The sequence below is a fragment of the Rhodoglobus sp. GW821-FHT12B09 genome (assembly GCF_058809925.1).
The window spans coordinates 1-19,800 of the sequence record NZ_JBXATB010000010.1 but is presented as its reverse complement, the minus strand read 5'-3'; the positions used below and the strand labels follow the sequence as shown (position 1 = coordinate 19,800).

Here is a 19,800-nt window from a genome sequence, read left to right as displayed (position 1 = left end):
CGCGCCGGGCAATCACAACCCAACGTTTCGCGCCGCGCGCACGTCAGAGTCCGAGCTTCTCCAGCGCAGCATCCATCTCGACCGCCATGTGCGCGTAGCCGTCGTCGTTGGGGTGCAGCCCGTCGGACGCCATCCACTCCGGGTGCCCCTCGATCCAGTGCGAGGCGCCGGGGATGTAGTCAGCGCCGACCGCGGCGGCGGCATCCTTGACCCAGCCGATGATGATCTCGACCGAGTCCGGCCGGGCGTCCGTGTACCAGAAGGGCTCGACGACGATGAGCCGGGCATCCGGCAGCGCTGTCTTCAGGCGGGTGAGGTCGTCAGCGATCTGCGACTTGATCTGATCGGCCGCGCGGTCGTAGCTGAAGTTGTCGTTGAGGCCCATGGTGATGAACAGGATGTCGGGGTCGTTGGCGATCACCTGGCTGGGCTCGTCGCCCTCGCCCACGGTTCGGCGGTTGTTGACGAAGCCGAGTCCGTTCACGCTCGGGTTGAACTCCTCCCAGCCGCGCTCCTCGCAGATGATCGTCGACCAGCGCTTGCTCGGATCAGAGGCGCCCGTTCCGAGCGTGTACGAGTCGCCGTAGAAGGCGACGCGGGTGCCGCTCGTGTCCTTCGGTGCCGCTGCACAACCGGTCATGGCCACCCCTACGATCAGCGCCAGCGCGAGCAGTCTCATGCCCGGTTATTCGGCGCGGCGGGCCCGGCGGGTTGCCCAGGCGATGCCCCGGATGACCCCGGCGATGATCACGCCGATGGCGCCGCCCGTGCTGTTCGCCAGCACGTCGTCGATCGACGGCACCCGCCCGGGCAGGAACAGCGCCTGGCCCAGCTCGATGCCGCCCGCGACGGCGACGAGCCCGACGACCACGACCCACCACCAGCGGGTCGGCACCAGGAGGGCGATCAGCAGGCCGAACGGGACGAACAGCACCACGTTCGCGAAGGACTCGAGCTGCGTGTACGTGACCCAGCCCATGCCCGCGGCGTCGAGCTCCTGGCTGAGGTCCAGGCCGCGGATCGGGCTCACCGGCGAGAGCGCGATCACGGCGAGCGCGATCACATAGACGCCCAGGAGCACGCCCGTGACGATACGACCGGCGATCTAGGCCACCTGCGCCAGCTCGGCCGCCACCAGCTCGGCGATCTGCACGGCGTTCAGCGCGGCGCCCTTGCGGAGGTTGTCGTTGCTGATGAACAGGGCGAGGCCGCGGTTGTTCGGCACGCCCTCGTCCTGGCGGATGCGGCCCACGTAGCTGGGGTCCGTTCCGGCCGCCTCGAGGGGGGTCGGGACATCCGTGAGGACGACACCCGGAGCGTCCTTCAGCAGCTCCTTGGCGCGCTCAACGGTGAGGGAGTCGGCGAACTCCGCGTTGATCGACAGCGAGTGGCCGGTGAAGACGGGCACGCGCACGCACGTGCCGCTCACGAGCAGCTCGGGCAGCTCGAGGATCTTGCGGCTCTCGTTGCGCAGCTTCTTCTCCTCGTCCGTCTCGTAGAGGCCGTCGTCGACGAGGTTGCCCGCGAACGGGATGACGTCGAACGCGATGGTCTTGGGGAAGGTCTTGGCGGCCGGGAAGTCGACAGCGCGGCCGTCGTGGACGAGGCCGCGGGCATCCCCCGCCGCATCGATCTGGGACTGGAGCTCGTCGCCGCCCGCGAGGCCCGCGCCCGAGACCGCCTGGTACGTGCTCACGATGAGGCGCTGCAGGCCCGCCTCCGTGTCGAGCACCTTGAGGATCGGCATCGCGGCCATGGTCGTGCAGTTGGGGTTCGCGATGATGCCCTTCTTCGCCTCCTTGATGGCGTGCGGGTTCACCTCGCTCACGACCAGGGGCACCTCCGGGTCCATGCGGAAGCCGGACGAGTTGTCGATGACGAGCACGCCCGCCGCCGCGAAGCGCGGTGCCTGGGCCTTGGACGTCGTGGCGCCGGCGGAGAAGATGGCGATGTCGAGACCGGTGGGATCCGCCTTCTCGGCGTCCTCCACGACGATCTGCTCGCCCTTGAACTCGAGGGTCGAGCCCGCGCTCCTCGCGCTCGCGAAGAAGCGGATCTCGGCGATCGGGAAGTCGCGCTCCACGAGGAGGCGGCGAACCACTGCGCCGACCTGGCCGGTGGCGCCGACGACGCCGATACGTACTCCGCTGCTGCTGGTCATTCAGAGATTCTATTTCAGACCGGACTGCCACTTGTCCACAGATTGCTGCCACTCTCGAACATAGTTTCGACTGTGGTGCATAATCCATGTATGAGATTTCTTGCTCCGGATGCCGCGGCTGTTGCCCCGGCGACCCTGAGCGACGACGAGCTCATGGAGGCGCAGCGGTCGCTGTCGATCGCGCAGCGCTCGCTCGAGTCGGCGGCGGCACTCGTGGCGGCCGAGATCGCGAAGCGCTCCCATCGCGACCTCGGGTACGACGGGCTCGCCCAGCGGGTGGGCGCGCGGACTCCGGAGAGGCTGGTGCAGGTGCTCTCCGGTGCCTCTCTTCCGGAGGCTCGACGGCTCGTGCGGGTCGGTGCGATCGTCGACAGCGCGGCGGCGGCGGAGCCGTGGCTCGCACCGGCGCTGGGGCTCGACGTGGGGGCGATAGACGCGATTCGCACCGGGCTCGGTTCGCCCACTCCAGCGCTGACGCCCGATGTGCTCGCGGCTGCTGCCGAGCAGCTCGTCGGGGAGGGCGCCAGCCTGCCCGTCGACGCCCTCGCACGGCGGGCGCGAGAGCTGAGAGACGAGCTCGATCTGGACTCTGTGGCTCTCCACGAAGAGGAGATGCGGGCTCAGGAGTACCTCCGCTTCACGCCGACGGCGACCGGGATGACCCGCATCAACGGGCTGCTCGGGCCTGAGTCGGCGGCTGTCGTTGTCGGCGCGGTGGATGCGATCACGTCTCCGCGCCGCGGCGGCCCGCGGTTCGTCGAGGAGCCGGGGATTGAGACGCCGGCGGCGGCACCGGTGGACGACCGCACCATCGACCAGGTCATGCTCGATGCGCTCGTTGACCTGGTATCGGTCGCGACCCGGGCTCCCTCCGGCAAGCTCTTCGGCCAACGCAAGCCCTCGGTCAAGGTTCTGGTCTCGGCGCGCGACCTCGCGGCGGGCAGCGGTGCAGCGTTCATCGAGGGGCAGAGCGAGGCGGTCTCCGTCGCCACGGCCGAGCGCCACGCGTGCGCTTCCGGCTTCACCCCGCTGCTGTTCGATAGTGATGGGCAGGGGATCGACGAGGGGCGGGACGAGCGGTTCCACACACCGCGGCAGAGAAACTTGATCAGCACTCGAGACGGCGGGTGCATCGCGATCGGCTGCGATCGACCGCCCAGTTGGTGCGAGGTGCACCACATCGTCCCGTGGAGCGAGGGCGGCACGACCAGCGTGGAGGACGGGGTCCTGCTCTGCAGGTTCCATCATCTGCTCGTGCACAACAAGGGATGGCGGGTCACGCGAACCGGCGCGGAGTACTTCTTCGTCCCGCCGGCATCGCTGGACCCGCTGCGGACGCCGAGGCCGGCGCAACGGCGAGGGAGGGCTGTGCGGCGGCTACTGGTGGGCTGAGGTGTCTGGTGTGTCCGGCTACCGGGCGGGCACCAGCTCCCGGGCGGGCACCAGCTCCCAGCGCACCTACCTCCCGGTGCCTCCGTGGACGACAGCCTCGGTCTCGCCGTCGAGGCCGAACGCCGTGTGCACAACGCGGACCGCGTCGTTCACCGTGTCGGCGCGAGTAACCACGGAGATGCGGATCTCGCTCGTCGAGATCATCTCGATGTTGATGCCCGCCTCGTAGAGCGCCGTGAAGAGCTTGGCCGAGACACCGGCGCTCGTGCGCATACCCGCGCCCACGACCGCGAGCTTCGCGATCTGGTCGTCGTGCTGCAGCGACGCGAAGCCGATGTCGTCCTTCTCCGCGTTGAGGGCGGCCATCGCCTTCTGCGCATCCTGCTTGGGGAGGGTGAACGAGATGTCCGTGAGCCCCGTCGCCGCGGACGACACGTTCTGGACGATCATGTCGATGTTGACGTTGGTGCGCGCGATGAGGGTGAAGATCTGGGCGGCCTTGCCGGGGGTGTCCGGGACGCCGACGACCGTGATCTTGGCCTCGCTGAGGTCTGCGGCGACACCGGTGACGATCGGCTCTTCCACGTTTTCTCCTTCGCTGGGGTTCACGACGAGCGTGCCCTCGTTGTTGTTGAACGACGACCGCACATGGATCGTGACGCCGTGACGGCGCGCGTACTCGACTGCCCGGATGTAAAGCACCTTGGCCCCGGTGGCGGCGAGCTCGAGCATCTCCTCGCTCGTGATGCGGTCGAGCTTGCGGGCGGTCGGGACCACCCGCGGGTCGGCGGTGAAGACGCCGTCGACGTCCGTGTAGATCTCGCAGACCTCGGCTCCGAGCGCGGCCGCGAGTGCGACGGCGGTCGTGTCGGAGCCGCCGCGACCGAGGGTGGTGATGTCGCCGGTTCCGCGGTTGAAGCCCTGGAAACCGGCGACGATGGCGACGGCGCCGTCATCGAGGGCCTCGCGCACCCGCTTCGGAGAGACCTCGACGATACGGGCGGAGCCGTGCTGGGCATCCGTGACCATGCCGGCCTGGCTGCCCGTGTAGCTGCGGGCCTCGATGCCGAGACTGCGGATGGCCATGGCGAGGAGAGCCATGGAGATGCGCTCCCCCGCCGTAAGGAGCATGTCGAGCTCGCGGCCGGACGGCAGCGGGACCACCTGCTCGGCCAGATCGAGGAGCTCGTCGGTGGTGTCTCCCATCGCGGACACCACGACGACGACCTCGTTGCCGGCCTTGCGGGTCTCGACGATTCGCTTGGCGACCCGCTTGATGCTCTCGGCATCGGCGACAGACGAGCCTCCGAACTTCTGGACGATGAGGCTCACGTGGTTCTCCTGGGAAAGATCTCCGGCCCGATTCGGCCCAAGGAGTAACTTTAGCGGCTGTTCAGGCGGCTAATTCTCAACCTGCCTGCGGCCCTCGAATGCACGGCCGAGGGTCACCTCGTCGGCGTACTCGAGGTCGCCGCCGACGGGCAGGCCCGAGGCGAGGCGAGTCACGCGGAGGTTCGGGTAGACGAGCAGTCGCGTGAGGTAGGTGGCAGTCGCCTCGCCCTCGAGGTTCGGGTCGGTCGCGATGATCACCTCCGTCACGGTGCCGTCGGAGAGCCGGGCGACGAGCTGCTTCATCCGCAGGTCGTCGGGGCCGATCCCGTCGATCGGGCTGATCGCGCCGCCCAGGACGTGGTACAGCCCCTTGAACTCACGGGTGCGCTCGATCGCGACGACATCCTTAGCCTCCTCGACCACGCAGATCGTGGCGTGGGAGCGGCGCGGGTCACGGCAGATCGAACAGGTCTCCTGTTCGGTCACGTTGCCGCAGATGGAGCAGAAGCGGACTTTGTCGCGCACATCGCGGAGCACCTCGGAGAGGCGCGTCACGTCGAAGCTCTGGGTCTGGAGGATGTGGAACGCGATGCGCTGCGCCGACTTCGGACCGATACCGGGAAGCCGGCCGAGCTCGTCGATCAGTTCTTGGACTATGCCGTCGTACATCAGCCCTCCGGCCGCGGGACGACCCGGGGAGTGACGGGCTGCTCTTCGATGAAGCTCGCGCCGAGCAGTTCGCGCACCACGGATTCGCCGTAGCGGGCGCTGTCCGTGGCCGCCGCGGCTGCCGTGCGGGAGTTGCCGGAGGCCTGGGTGCTCGTGGCGGGCTGCGCGCTCCCGGCGGGCTGGGTGCTCCCGGCGGGCTGCGCGCTCCCGGCGGGCTGGGTGCTCCCGGCGGGCTGCGCGCTCGTGGCGGGCTGCGTGCCGCCGATCGACCGGGTGCTGGGGGCGGCCGCGGTGGCGGCCGCGGGCTGTGCGGGCGCGGAGTCGGCGGAGGGGCCGTCAGCGGGGGCAGCGGCCCGGACCGTCGGGCGCGCAGCCGGCGTGTTGAGGGCGGGCTTGGTGCGGCCCTGCTCGAGTGCCGCATCCGGAGCTTCGGGCTCGGTGTAGGGAATCGCCGTGACCGCCCAGCCCTGGCTGTCGGTGGGCGGGAAGTCGTCCGGGGGCGGGACATCGTCGATGGGCGGCTCGTCCACTGTGGCGGGGGGAGCGGGCGGTGCCGCGCTGGCGTCGACGCGAGCAATAAGGGCAGGCTCGAGACCGAGCACCTCCACGAACGCCTTCTTGAGCAGGTCGCCCACGCCCTGGCCCGGCGTGGCGGGCTTCTTGAGCTCTTCGACGTCCTTCTGGCTCGGGAACGACAGCACGAGGGTCTTGCCGTCGCGCAGCTCAAGGGGCTGTGCTGTGTAGACCACGAGCCACGCGTTGAGCTTCGCGTTCTTGACGACCTCGAGGATCTCGGGCCAGGAGTCCTTCACCTGCTGGAGTGTGACGGGGCCGACGGGCTGCTCGCTTGCGGCGACCGGAGCTGGTGCGGAAGCGGCGGCGGGCGGGGCGGGCGCGACCGGCCCGGAGGCCGCGGCAGGCACAGCAGGCTCGGAGGCCGCCGCGGGCACAGCAGGCCCGGAAGCCGCGGCAGGCCCGGAGGTGGGGGGCGTCCCTGCAGTGACGGGCGCAGCAGCCTCGGTCGCCGGGGCGGCGGGGGCGGCAGCGGCCGCCGCGGTTGCAGTGGTGGGCTCGGCCACTGAAGCGGCCGGCGAAGCAGCAGCAGCCGCCGCAGGCGGTGCAGCCGCAGCGGGAGCCGCAGCAGATGGAGCCGCAGCGCGCGGGGCCGCGGGCGCGCCAGACCGGGCAGACGAGGCAGCGGCAGCGGACGACTCAGCACCCTCTACCCCGACACGGCGCTCGAGGCGCTCCACGCGGGCGAGAGCACCCCGCTCGGTGTCGTCGCTGGCGGGAACCAGGATGCGCGCAACCATGAGCTCCAGGTGCAGCCTCGGCGAGGTCGCCCCCGTCATCTCCGTGAGCGCGGCATTCACGACATCCGCCGAACGGGAGAGCTCAGCAGTACCGAACGCGGAGGCCTGCTTGGCCATGCGGTCGAGCTGGTCCTGCGGCACACCGCGCAGCACGGCGGCCGCGTTGCCCGACGTGGCGGCGACGATGATGAGGTCGCGGAGACGTTCCAGCAGGTCTTCGACGAACCTGCGCGGGTCTTGGCCGGTCTGGATGACCCGGTCGACCGAGCCGAAAGCGGCACCCGCATCCCGAGCACCGAGTGCTTCGACCACCTCGTCGAGCAGCGCGCCATGCGTGTAGCCGAGGAGGGCCACCGCTCGCTCGTAGTCGATCGTGGTCGTCTCGGAACCGGCGATGAGCTGGTCGAGCAGCGAGAGCGTGTCGCGCACCGACCCGCCACCGGCGCGCACGACGAGCGGGAGGACCCCGGGCTCGACCTCCACACCCTCGGCAGTGCACAGCTGCTGCACGTAGTCGAGCATCTGCGCTGGCGGCACAAGCCGGAACGGGTAATGGTGGGTGCGCGACCGGATAGTGCCGATGACCTTCTCGGGCTCGGTGGTCGCGAAGATGAACTTGACGTGCTCCGGCGGCTCTTCGACGATCTTGAGGAGCGCGTTGAACCCCTGGGGCGTCACCATGTGCGCCTCGTCGAGTATGAAGATCTTGAACCTGTCGCGAGCCGGGGCGAACACGGCACGCTCGCGGAGGTCGCGCGCGTCGTCAACACCGTTGTGCGATGCGGCATCGATCTCGACGACGTCGAGGGAGCCGCTGCCGTCCCGTGACAGCTCGACGCACGAGGGGCACACCCCGCACGGGGTGTCGGTGGGGCCCTCAGCGCAGTTGAGGCAGCGGGCGAGGATGCGCGCCGACGTCGTCTTGCCACACCCGCGCGGGCCGCTGAACAGGTAGGCGTGGTTGACCCGGTCGGTGCGCAGCGCCGTGCGCAGCGGATCAGTCACCTGTGACTGCCCGATGAGTTCCGCGAACGTCTCGGGCCGATAACGGCGATACAGGGCAGCGACCACCTACCCAGAGTAGTCGTCGGCACCGACGGCGCACCCCGGACGGGGGCGCACCCCGCCCTGCCCCCAGTACGGGTCAAATACCTTGTACCCCGCTCGACCCCGGCGTAGCCTGCTGCTGTTCTCGAGTCGACGTCGATCCGGGGGCAGAATTCGACCTGGGGGGGCCGGGTCCCGATCAGGGGGCTCTTTCCGATGAACGCATTCTCGCCTGCTCTTGCGGGCTCAACCAGCAGCACTCGAATCAGGGCGGTTCTCGCCGGCGGCCTCGTACTCGGCCTCGGCGCGGCGATGACTCTCGCCGCCTGGACAGACCAGGAGTTCGCCACCGGCAGCTTCACCGCCGGCCACTTCAACCTCGTGGGCAGCACCGACGGCACCACCTTCGGCGAGCACGCCACTGACGACCCGGGGGTTCCCGCGGCGCTCACGTTCTCCACGGGGTTCGACAACCTGAGCAAGAGCTCGACAGTCGCGGCGGCCTTCGCGCTGCACCTGGATGCCGCGACCACCGTCGCGGGCACCGGCACCGTGCTCTCCTCGGCCGGCAGCGGCGCCGCGGCATCCCACCTCACGTACGGCGTGATCGAGGTGCCCTCGGTGGCGGCCTGCACCCCGGTCGCCACCGGCACCGCCCGCGTGCCCGCGGGAACCGCACTCGGCTCTGCCACCGGCGCGACACCGTTCGCCCTCGGTGCCGGCAACGGCACCCTCCCCGGCGCGGACGTCGTGCTGTGCATCCAGGTGACCTCGGACGCGACTCTCGCCCAGGGCACCACCGCCACTGCCACCTGGCAGTTCAGCGCCACCTCGAACTCGTAGCACCATGGGCCGCCACTCGGCGGCGGGGCGGTCGCGCACTTCCACCAGAGTGCGGGCCGTGCTCGCCGGAGCACTGGTACTCGGCGTCGGCGCCACCATGACCCTCGCGTCGTGGACCGACACCGAGTTCGCGACGGGCGCGTTCGCGACGAGCAAGTTCGACACGCAGTCGAGCATCGACGGCGCGGGCTGGAGCGACAACACCTCGGCGCCGGGCGCGAGCATCACCTTCGCGGGCACGGGCATGTCGCCCGACACCCACCGCTACGGCTACGTGCTGGTCCGCACCAAGCCCAACTCCGTCGCGGGCACTCTCACCTTCGTGGCGCCCACGGTGACCAACGGCGGCAGCGACACGTCCCCGTTCCTCGGCGCGGCGCTGCAGTACAAGGCGGTGGCGATAACGGCGGCGGGATGCTCCGCCACGACATTCTCGACGGGCACGCCCACCTACATCGTGGGGACCTCCGGCGCCTACGCCTCGCTCTCCGCGGCGGGACCCACGGGGGTGTCGCTCCCGGCGGCCACCGCCTCGGCGGGCTCGCCCGTCGGCTACTGCTTCGACGTCTACCTGCCGTCGGGTGCCGACCCGCTCCTGCAGGGCAAGTCGGTGACGGTCACCTGGAACGTGACGGCGACCTCGGTGCCCTGATGAGCGCCACGACGACCGCGACTGCACGCGCCACCGCGAGGGCGGGGAGCGCACTGCTCACCGTCGCCGCGTTCGGCGGGGTGGTGTGCATCCTGTTCGTCGTGCTCGCCGTCGTATTCCACATCACGCTCATCATGTTCAAGACGGGGTCGATGAGCCCCACCATCCCGACCGGGTCGCTCGCGGTGGTCGAGGAGGTCACGGGCGCGGAGATCCGCGTCGGCGACGTCATCACGGTCGACCGCCAGGACGCCCTGCCCATCACCCACCGGGTGACCTCCGTGTCGCCGCTGCCGGGCGGAGCGGTGTCGATCACGATGCGCGGGGATGCGAACCCGACCGAGGACCCGGCGCCGTACGTCGTGACGACGGCGCGCAAAGTGCTGTTCTCCGTGCCCGGCCTCGCCTACGCGGTGGCGGCAGCCTCCAACCCGATCGCGCTCGGCGCACTCACGGTCGGGGCTGCGGCGATCGTCACCTGGGCGTTCTGGCCGCGCGGGGAGCGGCCCCTCCGCCGCCGAGCGGCCGCACACACCTCGGCCCGAGTGCGGCACGCGGCCACGGCACTCGTAATCGTCGCGGCGGCAGCGGCGGCCGTCATCCCGGCTCCCGCCGCGCACGCCGCGGTGACAGAGGAGACCATCTCGGGCACGGCGATCACCCTCGTGTCGATCGCCGACAAGGACGCGATGGCCGACCTCCAGCCGGGCGTTCCCTTGCGGTGGCAGATCGGGATCAGCGCGCACCCGGCCCAGCCCGGCGTCGTGGACCTCGCGATCGCGGGGTCGGGCGGGCTCGTGTCCGACCCACGAGGCCTCTGGCTGTCGGTCTCGGCCTGCGGGGTGCGCTGGGTGGGAACGGCGTGCGCTACCGGCGGGACCTCCGTGATGGGGCTCGCGGCGGCATCCGGAGTGCTGGGCAGTGCCTCCCGGATCGCGAGCATGCCGACCGACCACCAGCTGTGGCTGCTCGTCGAGGCGATGGTCCCGAACGCGCCGACCATGCGCGCGGGCACGGCGAGCCTGTCGGTCATCGCGTCGGGCTCGGGCAGCACCGTCGTGGCCGGTACCACTCCGGCCGCGGTCGCCTACACCGGGGCCGACGTCAGGGCGCCCCTCGCGTCGGCGCTCGGCGCGCTCGCGGTGGGGCTGGCGCTCGCCTTCGCCGCGCGGCTGCGGAGGCGGTCGTGAAGCGCGCGCTCGTCGGGATCGGCGTGCTGGCGGTCGCGGCCGCGCTCCTCGTCTCACCACCGCGGCCCACCCTCGCGTCCTGGGCCGACAGCGAGAACGCCACCGGCGCGTTCGGCGCGCTCACTGTGCCGCCGCCCGTGCTCGGCGCGACCTGCACCCTCGCGCCCGGCGCGCTCGGGCTCAACCCGGTGATCACGGTCGCCTGGAGCCTGCCCGCCGGGTACGCCCTCGCGGATGTGCGGTACGGCTACTACAACGTCACCGGCCTCGAAGTCGTGACGGGCGCGCTCCTCAGCTCGATCACCACCACGGGCGGGCCGACCTACACGACCAAGTTCGGCTCCGGCCTTCTGGCGGGGCTGCTCGGCGGGAGCAAGTCCGTGGGAATGCTCATCGTCCACAGCAGCGGCTGGACCTCGAAGTGGGCGACCGTCACGGCCACCATGGGGCTGGCCGGGGCGAACCCCACGTGCACGGTCAACCCGGTCGTCTAGAGCAGCGCCACCGACTGCCGCGCGATCTCGAGCTCCTCGTTGGTGGGCACCACGAGCACGGAGACGCGCGAGGCTCCGGATGACACGACGCGCGCGTCCTTCGACGGCGCCGAGTTGAGCGACTCGTCGAGCTCGATGCCCAGCCACTCCATCCCGCGCACGACCGCGGCCCGGGTCGCGGAGCTGTTCTCACCGACCCCCGCGGTGAACACGATCGCGTCCGCGCCGCCGAGCAGCGCGACGTACGCGCCGAGGTAGTGGCGCAGGCGGTGGTGGTACACGTCGAGGGCGAGCTGCGCCTCGGCGTCGCCGTCGGCGGCCTTGCCCTGCACGTCGCGCATGTCGCCCGAGCCGGCCAGGCCGAGCAGCCCGCTGCGTCGGTTGAGGAGCGTGTCCAGCTCGTCGAGCGTCGAGCCGGCGCGGCCCAGGTGGAACAGGATGCCCGCGTCGAGGTCGCCCGAGCGGGTGCCCATCACGAGGCCCTCGAGGGGCGTCATCCCCATCGACGTCTCGACTGACCGACCGGCGTCGATCGCCGCGACGGAGGCGCCGTTGCCGAGGTGGAACACGACGAGCTTCGCGTCGGCCCTGCCGAGCAGCTCGGCCGACGCCGTCGCCACGTACTGGTAGGACGTGCCGTGGAAGCCGTAGCGGCGCACACCGTTCTCGCGCGCGACGCCGGCGTCGATCGCGTACGTGTACGCCTCCGGCGCCAGTGTCTGGTGGAATGCCGTGTCGAACACGGCGACGTTCGGCACGCCCGGGAACGCCGCTCGCGCCGCCCGGATGCCCGCGAGGTTGGCAGGGTTGTGGAGCGGCGCGAGCGCGGAGAGCTCGTCGATCGCCGCCTCCACCTCGTCGGTCACGAGGGTCGCGGCCGTGAACACGGAGCCGCCGTGCACCACCCGGTGCCCGATGACCGCGGGATGCACGTCGCCGAGCTCCTCGAGCACGCCGAGCATCGCGGACTCGTGGTCGGTGACGCGCTCGACGAGCCCGCCCTTGAGCTTCTCCGCGCTCTCGACGTCCACGAGCTCCCACTTGATGGAGGAGGAGCCGGAGTTGACGACGAAGGCGAGGGTCACTGGGCGACCGCCTGTGCCTGGATCGCCGTGATGGCGACGGTGTTCACGATGTCGCGCACGAGCGCGCCGCGGGAGAGGTCGTTGACCGGCTTGCGCAGGCCCTGCAGCACCGGGCCGATCGCGACAGCTCCGGAGCTGCGCTGCACGGCCTTGTACGTGTTGTTGCCCGTGTTGAGGTCGGGGAAGATGAAGACGGTGGCGCGGCCGGCCACCGCCGACTCCGGCATCTTCGCCTTCGCGACTGCCGCATCGGCAGCGGCGTCGTACTGGATGGGCCCCTCCACGGGCAGGTCGGGCCGGCGCTCGCGGACCAGGGCGGTCGCCGCGCGGACCTTGTCCACGTCGGCTCCCGAGCCGGACTCCCCGGTCGAATAGGAGAGCATCGCGACCCGGGGGTCGATGCCGAACTGCTCGCTCGTGGCGGCGGCCGAGATCGCGATGTCCGCGAGCTGCTCTGCGGTCGGATCCGGGACTATCGCGCAGTCGCCGTAGACGAGCACCCGGTCGTCGAGGGCCATGAAGAACACCGACGACACGATGCCCACACCCTCGACGGTCTTGATGAACTGCAGCGCGGGCGTGATGGTGTGCGCCGTGGTGTGGGCGGCGCCGGAGACCATTCCGTCGGCCAGGCCGAAGTGCACCATCATCGTGCCGAAGTAGGAGACATCCGTCACGGTGTCGCGGGCAACCTCGACGGTGACGCCCTTGTGGGCGCGGAGGCGGGCGTACTCGACCGCGAACTTCTCGCGCAGCTCCGGGTCGGTGGGGCTGACGACCTGGGCGGCGGCGAGGTCGACGCCGAGCCCCGCGGAGCGCGAGCGGATCTCGCCCTCGTCCCCGAGGATGGTGAGGTCGACGACCCCTCGGCTCAGCAGCGTCCCGGCCGCCTGCAGTATGCGGTCGTCGCCGCCCTCGGGCAGCACGATGCGCTTCTTGTCGGAGCGCGCCCGCTCGAGCAGGGCGTACTCGAACATGAGCGGGGTCACGGCCGTGGACTCCCCCGCGCCGAGCTCGGTCAGGAGCAAGTCCGAGTCGACGTGCTTCTCGAACAGGGCGAGGGCAGTGTCGATCTTGCGCTGCGCGGTGGCGGTGAGCTTGCCGCGGGTCTGGGCGACGCGCTGCGCGGTTGCGTAGGTGCCGAGCTCCGTCGTCACGATGGGCAGGCTCTGGTCGAGGCCCTCGATCAGCCGGTCGATCACGGGCGGGAGCTCGAAGCCGCCGTTGAGGACGATGCCCGCGAGCGAGGGGAACGTGGCGGACGCGTGGGCGGTGAGGGCCGCGAGCAGCACCTCGCTGCGGTCGCCCGGGATCACGACGAGGCCGCCCTCCATCAGGCGCGGCAGGACGTTCTCCATGGACATCGCGGCGACGACGACACCGGTGGCCTCCCGCGCCAGCAGCGCCGGGTCGCCCTTGAGGAGTGTCCCGTCGACGGCGCGCATGACCTCCGCCACTGTCGGCGCGACGAGGTAGGGCTCCTCGGGGATCGCCCACACGGGCACTCCGGCGTTGACGGCGGCGATGATGCCGTCGAGCTGCCCGGGGTCGGCGCGGTTGACGATCACGGCGAGCAGGCTCGCGTGGGCGACGGCCAGCTCGGGCAGGCTGAGCTCGGCGACCTGCCGCAGCTCGTCGGGCATCCGCGCCCGGGACTCGTCCGGCTCGCGCCCGGTCAGCACGAGCAGCACCGGTGCGCCGAGGTTGGCGGCGATGCGGGCGTTGTAGGCGAGCTCCGTGGGGGTGGCGATGTCGGTGTAGTCCGAGCCGACAATCACGACGGCGTCGCACTTGCGCTCGACAGCCTTGAAGCGGTCGACGATGCGCGAGAGCGCGGCATCCGGGTCGTCGTGCACCTCCTCGTAGCTGACGCCGACGCACTCGTCGTAGTCGAGGTTCACGCCGTCGTGGGCGAGCAGCAGCTCCAGCACGAAGTCGGGCTCGTCCGTCGAGCGCGCTACGGGCCGGAAGACCCCCACGCGCTCGACGCCCCGCAGCAGGGTGTCGAGGACTCCGAGCGCGACGGTCGACTTGCCCGAGTGCCCTTCGGCAGAAGTGATGTATATCGAGCGGGCCATGCTGCCCACACTAAACGGTTGAGAGCCAGCCGTTCATGGGCGTCTCTTGCAAGGTCGAGCGCTAGCGAGACGTCGGCCGACCGACGCTCGGCGACCGGCGTCATTCGACGAACCCGGTCTTGGCCGAAAATACAAGAGACTCCTCGCGCACCCGCCAGAGCCCGGTTACCCTTGCTGCGTTTCCGCCCTGGGGGAGTTGGCCTGGATGGCGCCACGCGAGGAGCCGCGACCAGTTTACGTTAGTATCGCTGGAGGTTGTTCCCGGTGTCCGGGGATGCCGCCAGGAGAATTCGCCTAGTGGCCTATGGCGCACGCTTGGAAAGCGTGTTGGGTGAAAGCCCTCGGGGGTTCGAATCCCCCATTCTCCGCCAAAGCAGAGTTGCCAGACCCGTGGGGGGACAGTGGTCGCAGCAGGCAGTGCCGAGCGCGTCAAGCTGCGCCCGATCCCGACCGTCTTCAGCCAGGGGCTCATCGCCGTGGTGGCGTTCATGACTCCGGTGTTCGTGGTGCTGTACTTCCTGACGATCCCGAACGGTCCGTGGCGGGCGGTGCTCGTGACGCAGATCATCGCCACGGTCGCGGTCGTGGGCGCGTCGGCCTCGTACTTCCGCCTCGCGATCTGGGTGGACCGCACGAGCATCACCGAGATCGGGTTCTTCGGCCGAACCCGGCGGGTGGAGTCCAGCGAGATCGGGTCGGTGTTCGTGGCCGATGTGTTCGAGGCATCCGGCACGAAGACACTTCCGCAGCTGTTCGTGCGCGACCGCACGGGCAAGCAGGTCATCCGGATGCGCGGGCAGTTCTGGTCGCGGGAGAGCATGGACCGCGTGCTCGCCGTACTGGAGGTGCCCAAGCTCGCGCGGGACGACTCGGTCTCGACGCGCGAGCTGCGGGACGAGTATCCCGGACTGCTGTACTGGTTCGAGCGACGGCCCGTGATCGCCGCGCTCGCGTTCACCGCGGGCACGGCCGTGGTGGGCGCGCTCGTCTACGCCCTGTTCGTGGTCTCGGGCTGGAACTGAACTAGCCGCTACTTTCGCTTGAGGGTGGAGAAGATGCCCCTCAGCACTTCGCGCACGATGGTCTGGCCGGTGCGCGAGCCGAGGATGTCGCCGATCGGGTTGTCCGGGGCGCGGGTCGAGGTGCGCGTCGTCGTGCGGGGCGCTGCCCTGGGGCGGCGCGACTGCTCGGCCTTGCGCGCGTCGCGGACCATGCGCTCGTAGTCGGCCTGGTTCTTCGCGGCGTCCTTCGCGGCCGCCGTCGCGGCCTTCGCCGCCTCCGCCCGCGCGTCCGCCTCGGCCGCGGCGTTCATCTTCACGGAAAGCAGCTCGTACGCGGACTCCCGGTCGACGGGCGTGCCGTACACCGGCAGCAGCGGGCTCGCGGCCACCGCCGCCTCGACCGCGGGCGCCGGTGTCGGCGACATGGAGCCCTGCGGTGCGCGCACGCGGGTCCAGGCCACGGGCGAGGGCGCGCCCTTCTCGTTCATGACCGTGATGACGGCCTCGCCGATCGCGAGCTCCTGCAGCACCTCACCGAGCTGGTACCCGGAGGTCGGGTAGGTCGAGACGGTGGCGCGGAGGGCGCGCGCGTCATCGGGCGTGTGCGCGCGGAGCTGGTGCTGCACGCGCGAGCCCAGCTGGGCGAGCACGTCGGAGGGGACATCCTTCGGAGTCTGGGTCACGAAGAAGATGCCGACACCCTTCGAGCGGATGAGGCGCACGGTCTGGGTGATCGAGTCGATGAAGTCCTTCGACGCGTCCTTGAAGAGGAGGTGCGCCTCGTCGAAGAAGAACACGAGCTTCGGCTTGTCGATGTCGCCGACCTCGGGCAGGTCGTTGAACAGGTCGGCCAGCAGCCACATGAGGAACGTGGAGAACACCGCGGGCCGGTCCTGCACGCCGGGGATCTCGAGCAGGCTCACGATGCCCTTCCCGTCCGGCGTCGTGCGCAGGAACAGGGAGGTGTCGATCTCGGGCTCCCCGAAGAACACGTCGGCGCCCTGGTCGGAGAAGCCCATGAGCTCGCGCAGGATCACGCCCGTTGTGGCCCCGCTCAGCCCGCCCATGCTCTTCAGCTCGGGCTTGCCCTCGTCGCTCACCAGCCACTGCAGCACGGCGCGCAGGTCGTCGAGGCCGACGAGCGGCAGCCCCGCCTGGTCGGCGTAGTGGAACACGAGGCCGAGGCTCGACTCCTGGGTGTTGTTGAGGCCGAGCACCTTGGAGAGCAGCAGCGGGCCGAAGCTGCTCACCGTGGCGCGGATCGGGATGCCCGTGCCGACGCCCCCGAGCGTGAAGTACTCCGTAGGGCTGGCGGCGCCCGACCAGTGCTGGCCGATGCCCGCCGCGCGCTCGAGCAGCTTCTCACTGGACTCCCCCGCGGTCGCGATGCCCGACAGGTCGCCCTTGATGTCCGCGGCGAAGACCGGCACACCGTGGGCGGAGAGCTGCTCGGCGAGGACCTGCAGCGTCTTCGTCTTGCCGGTTCCGGTCGCACCGGCCACGAGGCCGTGCCGGTTGACCATGGCGAGCGGGATCCGCACCGGCACGTCGGCGAGCGGCTCGCCGTTCACGAGGGCGCCCATCTCCAGCGCCGGGGCGTCGAACGTGTAACCGGCTTTGACGGCGGCGACCTGGTCGGCGGTCAGCGGCGCGCTTCCTGAGGCACTCGAGGGGCTCGTGGCGGGCGCTTCGAGAGCCGCCGCGCGCGCCTGCTCCGCGGCGAGGGCCGCCTCCGCCTCGGCGAGCGCCCGCTTCGCGGCTTCGACCTGTGCTGCAGCGTCACTCATGGAGCAAGGCTAGACGAGGCGGGCCGGTGCGATGCCCAGCACGACCGAGTCACGGCCGACGCCGAGGTGCTCGAAGCCGAGGCGGTCGTAGAAGGCGCGGGCGGGCGAGTTGGTGGGCGACATGGAGAGGTGGATGCCCGGCACGCGCGCCGCGACGGCTGCGAGCCCGAGCTGCCGCAGCAGGGCTCGACCGGTGCCCCGCCCCTGCGCCTCGGGCAGCAGGTCGATGTGGAAGTGCGCCGGATAGCGCTGGGCTACGGCCGCCCCGTAGCGCGGCTCCTCCCCGTCGCCGACGTCGTACAGCCACTCCGGCCCGCTCTCGCGGTGCGGGTGCCGCGCGCGGAACACGGGGGTCCACTCATCCCGCCACCGATCGAGGAATGCCGCGGTGCCGAGCGCGGCGACGAGGTAGCCGGCCGGGCGGCCCTCGAGCTCGGCCACCCAGCACGTCTCCGGCACGAGGGTGGCGTAGGGCTCGAGGAAGGCGTCGGGCAGGAGCCCGTCGTCGGGGTACCGGCCCGTGGCATCCGTGCCGTCGTCACCGGTGAGCAGGCAGATGCGGCGCAGCGCCGGGAGGTCGTCCGGACGGTACGCGCGGATCACGCCAGTCGGTCTTCGAGGCCCCAGGCCTGGCCGTAGCCGCCCTCGTCGAGCGGCTGCGCCATGAGGTCGAGGAACGGCTTGGCATCGAACGCCTCCGGGCCGAGCACGCCGGTGCCCTTCCACGTGCCGTTCGAGAGCAGCTCGAGCGCGATCACGGGGTTGAGCGCGGTCTGCCACACGACGCACTGGGCCTCGTACTCGGCCATCGTCCACTCGTTGTCACTCACGTGGTACAGGTACACCTCGCGCGGCTTCCCGTCGACACCCGTGCCCGTGACCCACAGGCCCGCGCAGGTCTTGCCGGTCATCCGGGGCCCGATCGTGGCCGGGTCGGGCAGTCCCGCCGCCACGACATCGCGGGGGGCGACCATCACGGGGCCGTCGGCGGAGCGCACGCGCAGCGGCTCGGTCTTGTCGAGGCCGAGCTGGTGCAGGGTCTTGAGGATGCCGATGAACTCGTCGCCGAGCCCGTACTTGAACGTGACGCGCTTGGCGTCCACCCAGCGCGGCATGAGGAGCACCTCCTCGTGCTCGACGTTGACGCACTCCACCGGGCCGATGCCCTCGGGGAAGACGAACACCTCGGGCTCGCTGAACGGCGCTGTGGTGTACCAGCCGCGGTCCTTCTCCCACACGACGGGCGGGTTGAGGCACTCCTCGATGGTCGTCCAGATGCTGAAGGAGGGGGCGAAGATCTCGTTGCCGGCCTCGTCGCGCACGACCAGGTTCGCGCCGTCGCGGGTGCCGAGCTCGTCGATGTCGCTGAACAGGTGGTCGGCGGCGTAGCGGGCGAAGACGTCGGAGAGGCCGGGCTCGACGCCCATGCCCACGAGGGCGAGGCGGCCGGCTGTCTCCCAGTCGGGCGCCTGCGCGAACTGGTCGTCGCCGAGCTTGACGCCGGTCTCCTCGTGCGGGTTCGTGGGATGCGGCTCCGACAGGCTCATCGCCATGTCGAGGTAGTCGGCGCCCGCGGCGAGCGCCCCCGCGAAGATGGTGGGCACGAACTTGGGCTCGACCGCGTTCATGACGTGGGTGGCGCCGTGCTCCTTCGCGACGGCCGCCACGTTGTCCGGGTCGGACGCGTCGATCTTCGCGGCGACGAACCGGCCGCGGGCCTGGCCCTTGGACTCGATCCAGGCGATGGTCCGCTCGGCGCGGGTGACGTCGTAGTCGCTCACGATCATGGTCTCGAAGAAGTCGCGCCGTGCGGCGATCTTGGCGATCGCGTCGCCGACACCGCCGGCACCGACCAGGAGGATTCTCATGGTGAGACGCTATCGGGCTGGGCGCGCGGTGACCACTCTTTCTGCAGCTTGAGGGCGAACGGCGCCCATACCAGCGCGGCGACGGCAGCCCCGAGCAGCAGCCCGCCGATGGTGTCGCTCAACCAGTGGGCTCCGAGGTAGGTGCGGCTGAAGATCATGAGGATCGTCCAGGCGGAGCCCGCGAACCACACCCAGCGCCGCTGCAGGATGATCGCGAGGGCCACCGAGATCGTGGCGGCGTTCGCGACGTGGCCGGAGGGGAACGAGCCGAAGTCGGCGGCCACCAGGATCTCCTGCGGGCGCGCGCGGGCGAACAGGCTCTTGAGCACCTGCACCACTCCCGCGCTGAGGGCGGAGGCGAGCACGAAGTACAGCGCCGACCACGGCTTCCGCGCCGCGAGCAGCGCGACGGCCACGCCGATCGGCACCAGAAGCACCCCGAACCACCCGCCGCCCAAGAAGCTCATGACGAAAGCGGGCACGTCCCACAGCGGGCTGCGGTGCTCGACAAGCTCCTCGAGCCACTCGGCGTCGAAGCCGTAGGGGTTGGCGCGCAGGCCCACGATCGCTCCGAGCACGAAGACGAGGGCGATCGCGATTCCGCCGCTGATGAGGGGCCAGCGGCGGGCGACGACGCGGGCGCGGGGTTCCGAGATCGGCTGGGACATCAGTCCACGCTAGGGCAGATTCCTGAATGGATGCGCGTACGCTCGCGGCACGCTGGCCGCCCGGGCCGCTGCCCGGGCTCGCTGCCCGCCGCCCGCGCGGCCGCCCTGCCCGCCCGCCGCCCTTGAGAGTGCAGTTTGACGGGGTGCACTCCGCCCGCGACCCCGTCAAACTGCACTCTCGCCGAGTGGGGTGGGGCGCGGCGGGGCGCGGGGCGCGCGG

Annotated in this window: 18 protein-coding genes, 1 tRNA gene and 1 other RNA gene; 7 read left to right on the top strand and 13 right to left on the bottom strand. The window is 70.7% G+C overall.

What is annotated here, in order from left to right; genetic code table 11:
* Positions 1 to 43 precede the first annotated feature (43 nt).
* Genes AC1RTC_RS15405 through AC1RTC_RS15395 form a run of 3 tightly spaced genes read right to left on the bottom strand, consistent with a single transcriptional unit; the run spans position 44 to position 2,161 of the window.
* A complete protein-coding gene (locus AC1RTC_RS15405) occupies positions 44 to 679 on the bottom strand; it encodes an SGNH/GDSL hydrolase family protein (protein ID WP_493157193.1) in 636 nt (211 codons plus the stop codon).
* 6 nt (positions 680 to 685) lie between these two features.
* Complete coding sequence (locus AC1RTC_RS15400) at positions 686 to 1,081, bottom strand: VanZ family protein (RefSeq protein WP_493157191.1); 396 nt, start codon at positions 1,079 to 1,081, stop codon at positions 686 to 688.
* A 24-nt stretch (positions 1,082 to 1,105) separates the two neighbouring features.
* On the bottom strand, positions 1,106 to 2,161 hold the full coding sequence (locus tag AC1RTC_RS15395) for an aspartate-semialdehyde dehydrogenase (protein WP_493157189.1): 1,056 nt from the start codon (positions 2,159 to 2,161) through the stop codon (positions 1,106 to 1,108).
* 90 nt (positions 2,162 to 2,251) lie between these two features.
* Between AC1RTC_RS15395 and AC1RTC_RS15390 the strand changes: the two genes are divergently transcribed.
* Positions 2,252 to 3,553 (top strand): HNH endonuclease signature motif containing protein, encoded by a 1,302-nt coding sequence (locus tag AC1RTC_RS15390; RefSeq protein WP_493157187.1) that lies wholly within the window; start codon positions 2,252 to 2,254, stop codon positions 3,551 to 3,553.
* A gap of 66 nt (positions 3,554 to 3,619) precedes the next feature.
* Here AC1RTC_RS15390 and AC1RTC_RS15385 read toward each other — a convergent pair whose 3' ends face one another.
* The 3 genes from AC1RTC_RS15385 to AC1RTC_RS15375 all read right to left on the bottom strand — a co-directional run bounded on the left by AC1RTC_RS15385 (position 3,620) and on the right by AC1RTC_RS15375 (position 7,938).
* Complete coding sequence (locus tag AC1RTC_RS15385; RefSeq protein ID WP_493157185.1) at positions 3,620 to 4,885, bottom strand: aspartate kinase; 1,266 nt, start codon at positions 4,883 to 4,885, stop codon at positions 3,620 to 3,622.
* Positions 4,886 to 4,954: 69 nt separating this feature from the next.
* Positions 4,955 to 5,554: a recombination mediator RecR gene (gene recR / locus AC1RTC_RS15380; RefSeq protein ID WP_493157183.1), complete on the bottom strand. Its 600-nt coding sequence runs from the start codon at positions 5,552 to 5,554 to the stop codon at positions 4,955 to 4,957.
* Positions 5,554 to 7,938: a DNA polymerase III subunit gamma and tau gene (locus AC1RTC_RS15375; RefSeq protein WP_493157181.1), complete on the bottom strand. Its 2,385-nt coding sequence runs from the start codon at positions 7,936 to 7,938 to the stop codon at positions 5,554 to 5,556. The genes recR and AC1RTC_RS15375 overlap by 1 nt, the downstream gene beginning before the upstream one ends.
* Before the next feature lie 192 nt (positions 7,939 to 8,130).
* On the opposite strand from AC1RTC_RS15375, the gene AC1RTC_RS15370 reads away from it, so the two are divergent.
* The 4 genes from AC1RTC_RS15370 to AC1RTC_RS15355 are packed head-to-tail and all read left to right on the top strand — an operon-like array spanning position 8,131 to position 11,093.
* Positions 8,131 to 8,757: a SipW-dependent-type signal peptide-containing protein gene (locus tag AC1RTC_RS15370; protein WP_493157180.1), complete on the top strand. Its 627-nt coding sequence runs from the start codon at positions 8,131 to 8,133 to the stop codon at positions 8,755 to 8,757.
* Between the two features lie 4 nt (positions 8,758 to 8,761).
* Positions 8,762 to 9,409, top strand: a complete 648-nt coding sequence (locus AC1RTC_RS15365) for a SipW-dependent-type signal peptide-containing protein (RefSeq protein WP_493157179.1) — start codon at positions 8,762 to 8,764, stop codon at positions 9,407 to 9,409.
* Positions 9,409 to 10,599 carry a signal peptidase I gene (locus AC1RTC_RS15360; RefSeq protein WP_493157177.1) on the top strand — a complete coding sequence of 397 codons (1,191 nt, stop codon included), beginning with the start codon at positions 9,409 to 9,411 and terminating at the stop codon, positions 10,597 to 10,599. Before AC1RTC_RS15365 ends, AC1RTC_RS15360 begins: the two co-directional genes overlap by 1 nt.
* Positions 10,596 to 11,093 (top strand): hypothetical protein, encoded by a 498-nt coding sequence (locus AC1RTC_RS15355; RefSeq protein ID WP_493157175.1) that lies wholly within the window; start codon positions 10,596 to 10,598, stop codon positions 11,091 to 11,093. Before AC1RTC_RS15360 ends, AC1RTC_RS15355 begins: the two co-directional genes overlap by 4 nt.
* Here the strand turns inward: AC1RTC_RS15355 and AC1RTC_RS15350 are convergent.
* The 3 genes from AC1RTC_RS15350 to ffs all read right to left on the bottom strand — a co-directional run bounded on the left by AC1RTC_RS15350 (position 11,090) and on the right by ffs (position 14,484).
* Entirely contained in the window at positions 11,090 to 12,178 is a 1,089-nt protein-coding gene (locus tag AC1RTC_RS15350; RefSeq protein ID WP_493157173.1) for an acetate/propionate family kinase, read from the bottom strand. The genes AC1RTC_RS15355 and AC1RTC_RS15350 overlap by 4 nt on opposite strands.
* A complete protein-coding gene (gene pta / locus AC1RTC_RS15345) occupies positions 12,175 to 14,256 on the bottom strand; it encodes a phosphate acetyltransferase (protein ID WP_493157171.1) in 2,082 nt (693 codons plus the stop codon). The genes AC1RTC_RS15350 and pta overlap by 4 nt, the downstream gene beginning before the upstream one ends.
* A 131-nt stretch (positions 14,257 to 14,387) precedes the next feature.
* An RNA gene (gene ffs, locus AC1RTC_RS15340) (signal recognition particle sRNA small type) lies at positions 14,388 to 14,484 on the bottom strand.
* A 55-nt stretch (positions 14,485 to 14,539) separates the two neighbouring features.
* On the opposite strand from ffs, the gene AC1RTC_RS15335 reads away from it, so the two are divergent.
* Positions 14,540 to 14,627: transfer RNA gene (locus tag AC1RTC_RS15335), tRNA-Ser, on the top strand.
* Positions 14,628 to 14,657: 30 nt separating this feature from the next.
* Positions 14,658 to 15,278 (top strand): hypothetical protein, encoded by a 621-nt coding sequence (locus tag AC1RTC_RS15330; RefSeq protein WP_493157170.1) that lies wholly within the window; start codon positions 14,658 to 14,660, stop codon positions 15,276 to 15,278.
* An 8-nt stretch (positions 15,279 to 15,286) separates the two neighbouring features.
* Here the strand turns inward: AC1RTC_RS15330 and AC1RTC_RS15325 are convergent, their stop codons facing one another.
* From AC1RTC_RS15325 to AC1RTC_RS15310, 4 genes are read right to left on the bottom strand one after another with little or no spacing between them, the layout of a single operon-like run.
* On the bottom strand, positions 15,287 to 17,044 hold the full coding sequence (locus AC1RTC_RS15325) for a helicase HerA-like domain-containing protein (protein ID WP_493157167.1): 1,758 nt from the start codon (positions 17,042 to 17,044) through the stop codon (positions 15,287 to 15,289).
* Positions 17,045 to 17,053: 9 nt separating this feature from the next.
* Positions 17,054 to 17,647, bottom strand: a complete 594-nt coding sequence (locus AC1RTC_RS15320) for a GNAT family N-acetyltransferase (protein ID WP_493157165.1) — start codon at positions 17,645 to 17,647, stop codon at positions 17,054 to 17,056.
* Positions 17,644 to 18,912, bottom strand: a complete 1,269-nt coding sequence (locus AC1RTC_RS15315) for a saccharopine dehydrogenase family protein (RefSeq protein WP_493157163.1) — start codon at positions 18,910 to 18,912, stop codon at positions 17,644 to 17,646. The genes AC1RTC_RS15320 and AC1RTC_RS15315 overlap by 4 nt, the downstream gene beginning before the upstream one ends.
* The gene (locus AC1RTC_RS15310) at positions 18,909 to 19,580 is read right to left on the bottom strand and encodes a phosphatase PAP2 family protein (protein ID WP_493157161.1); all 672 of its coding nucleotides are present in this window, start codon (positions 19,578 to 19,580) and stop codon (positions 18,909 to 18,911) included. The genes AC1RTC_RS15315 and AC1RTC_RS15310 overlap by 4 nt, the downstream gene beginning before the upstream one ends.
* Positions 19,581 to 19,800: the final 220 nt, after the last annotated feature.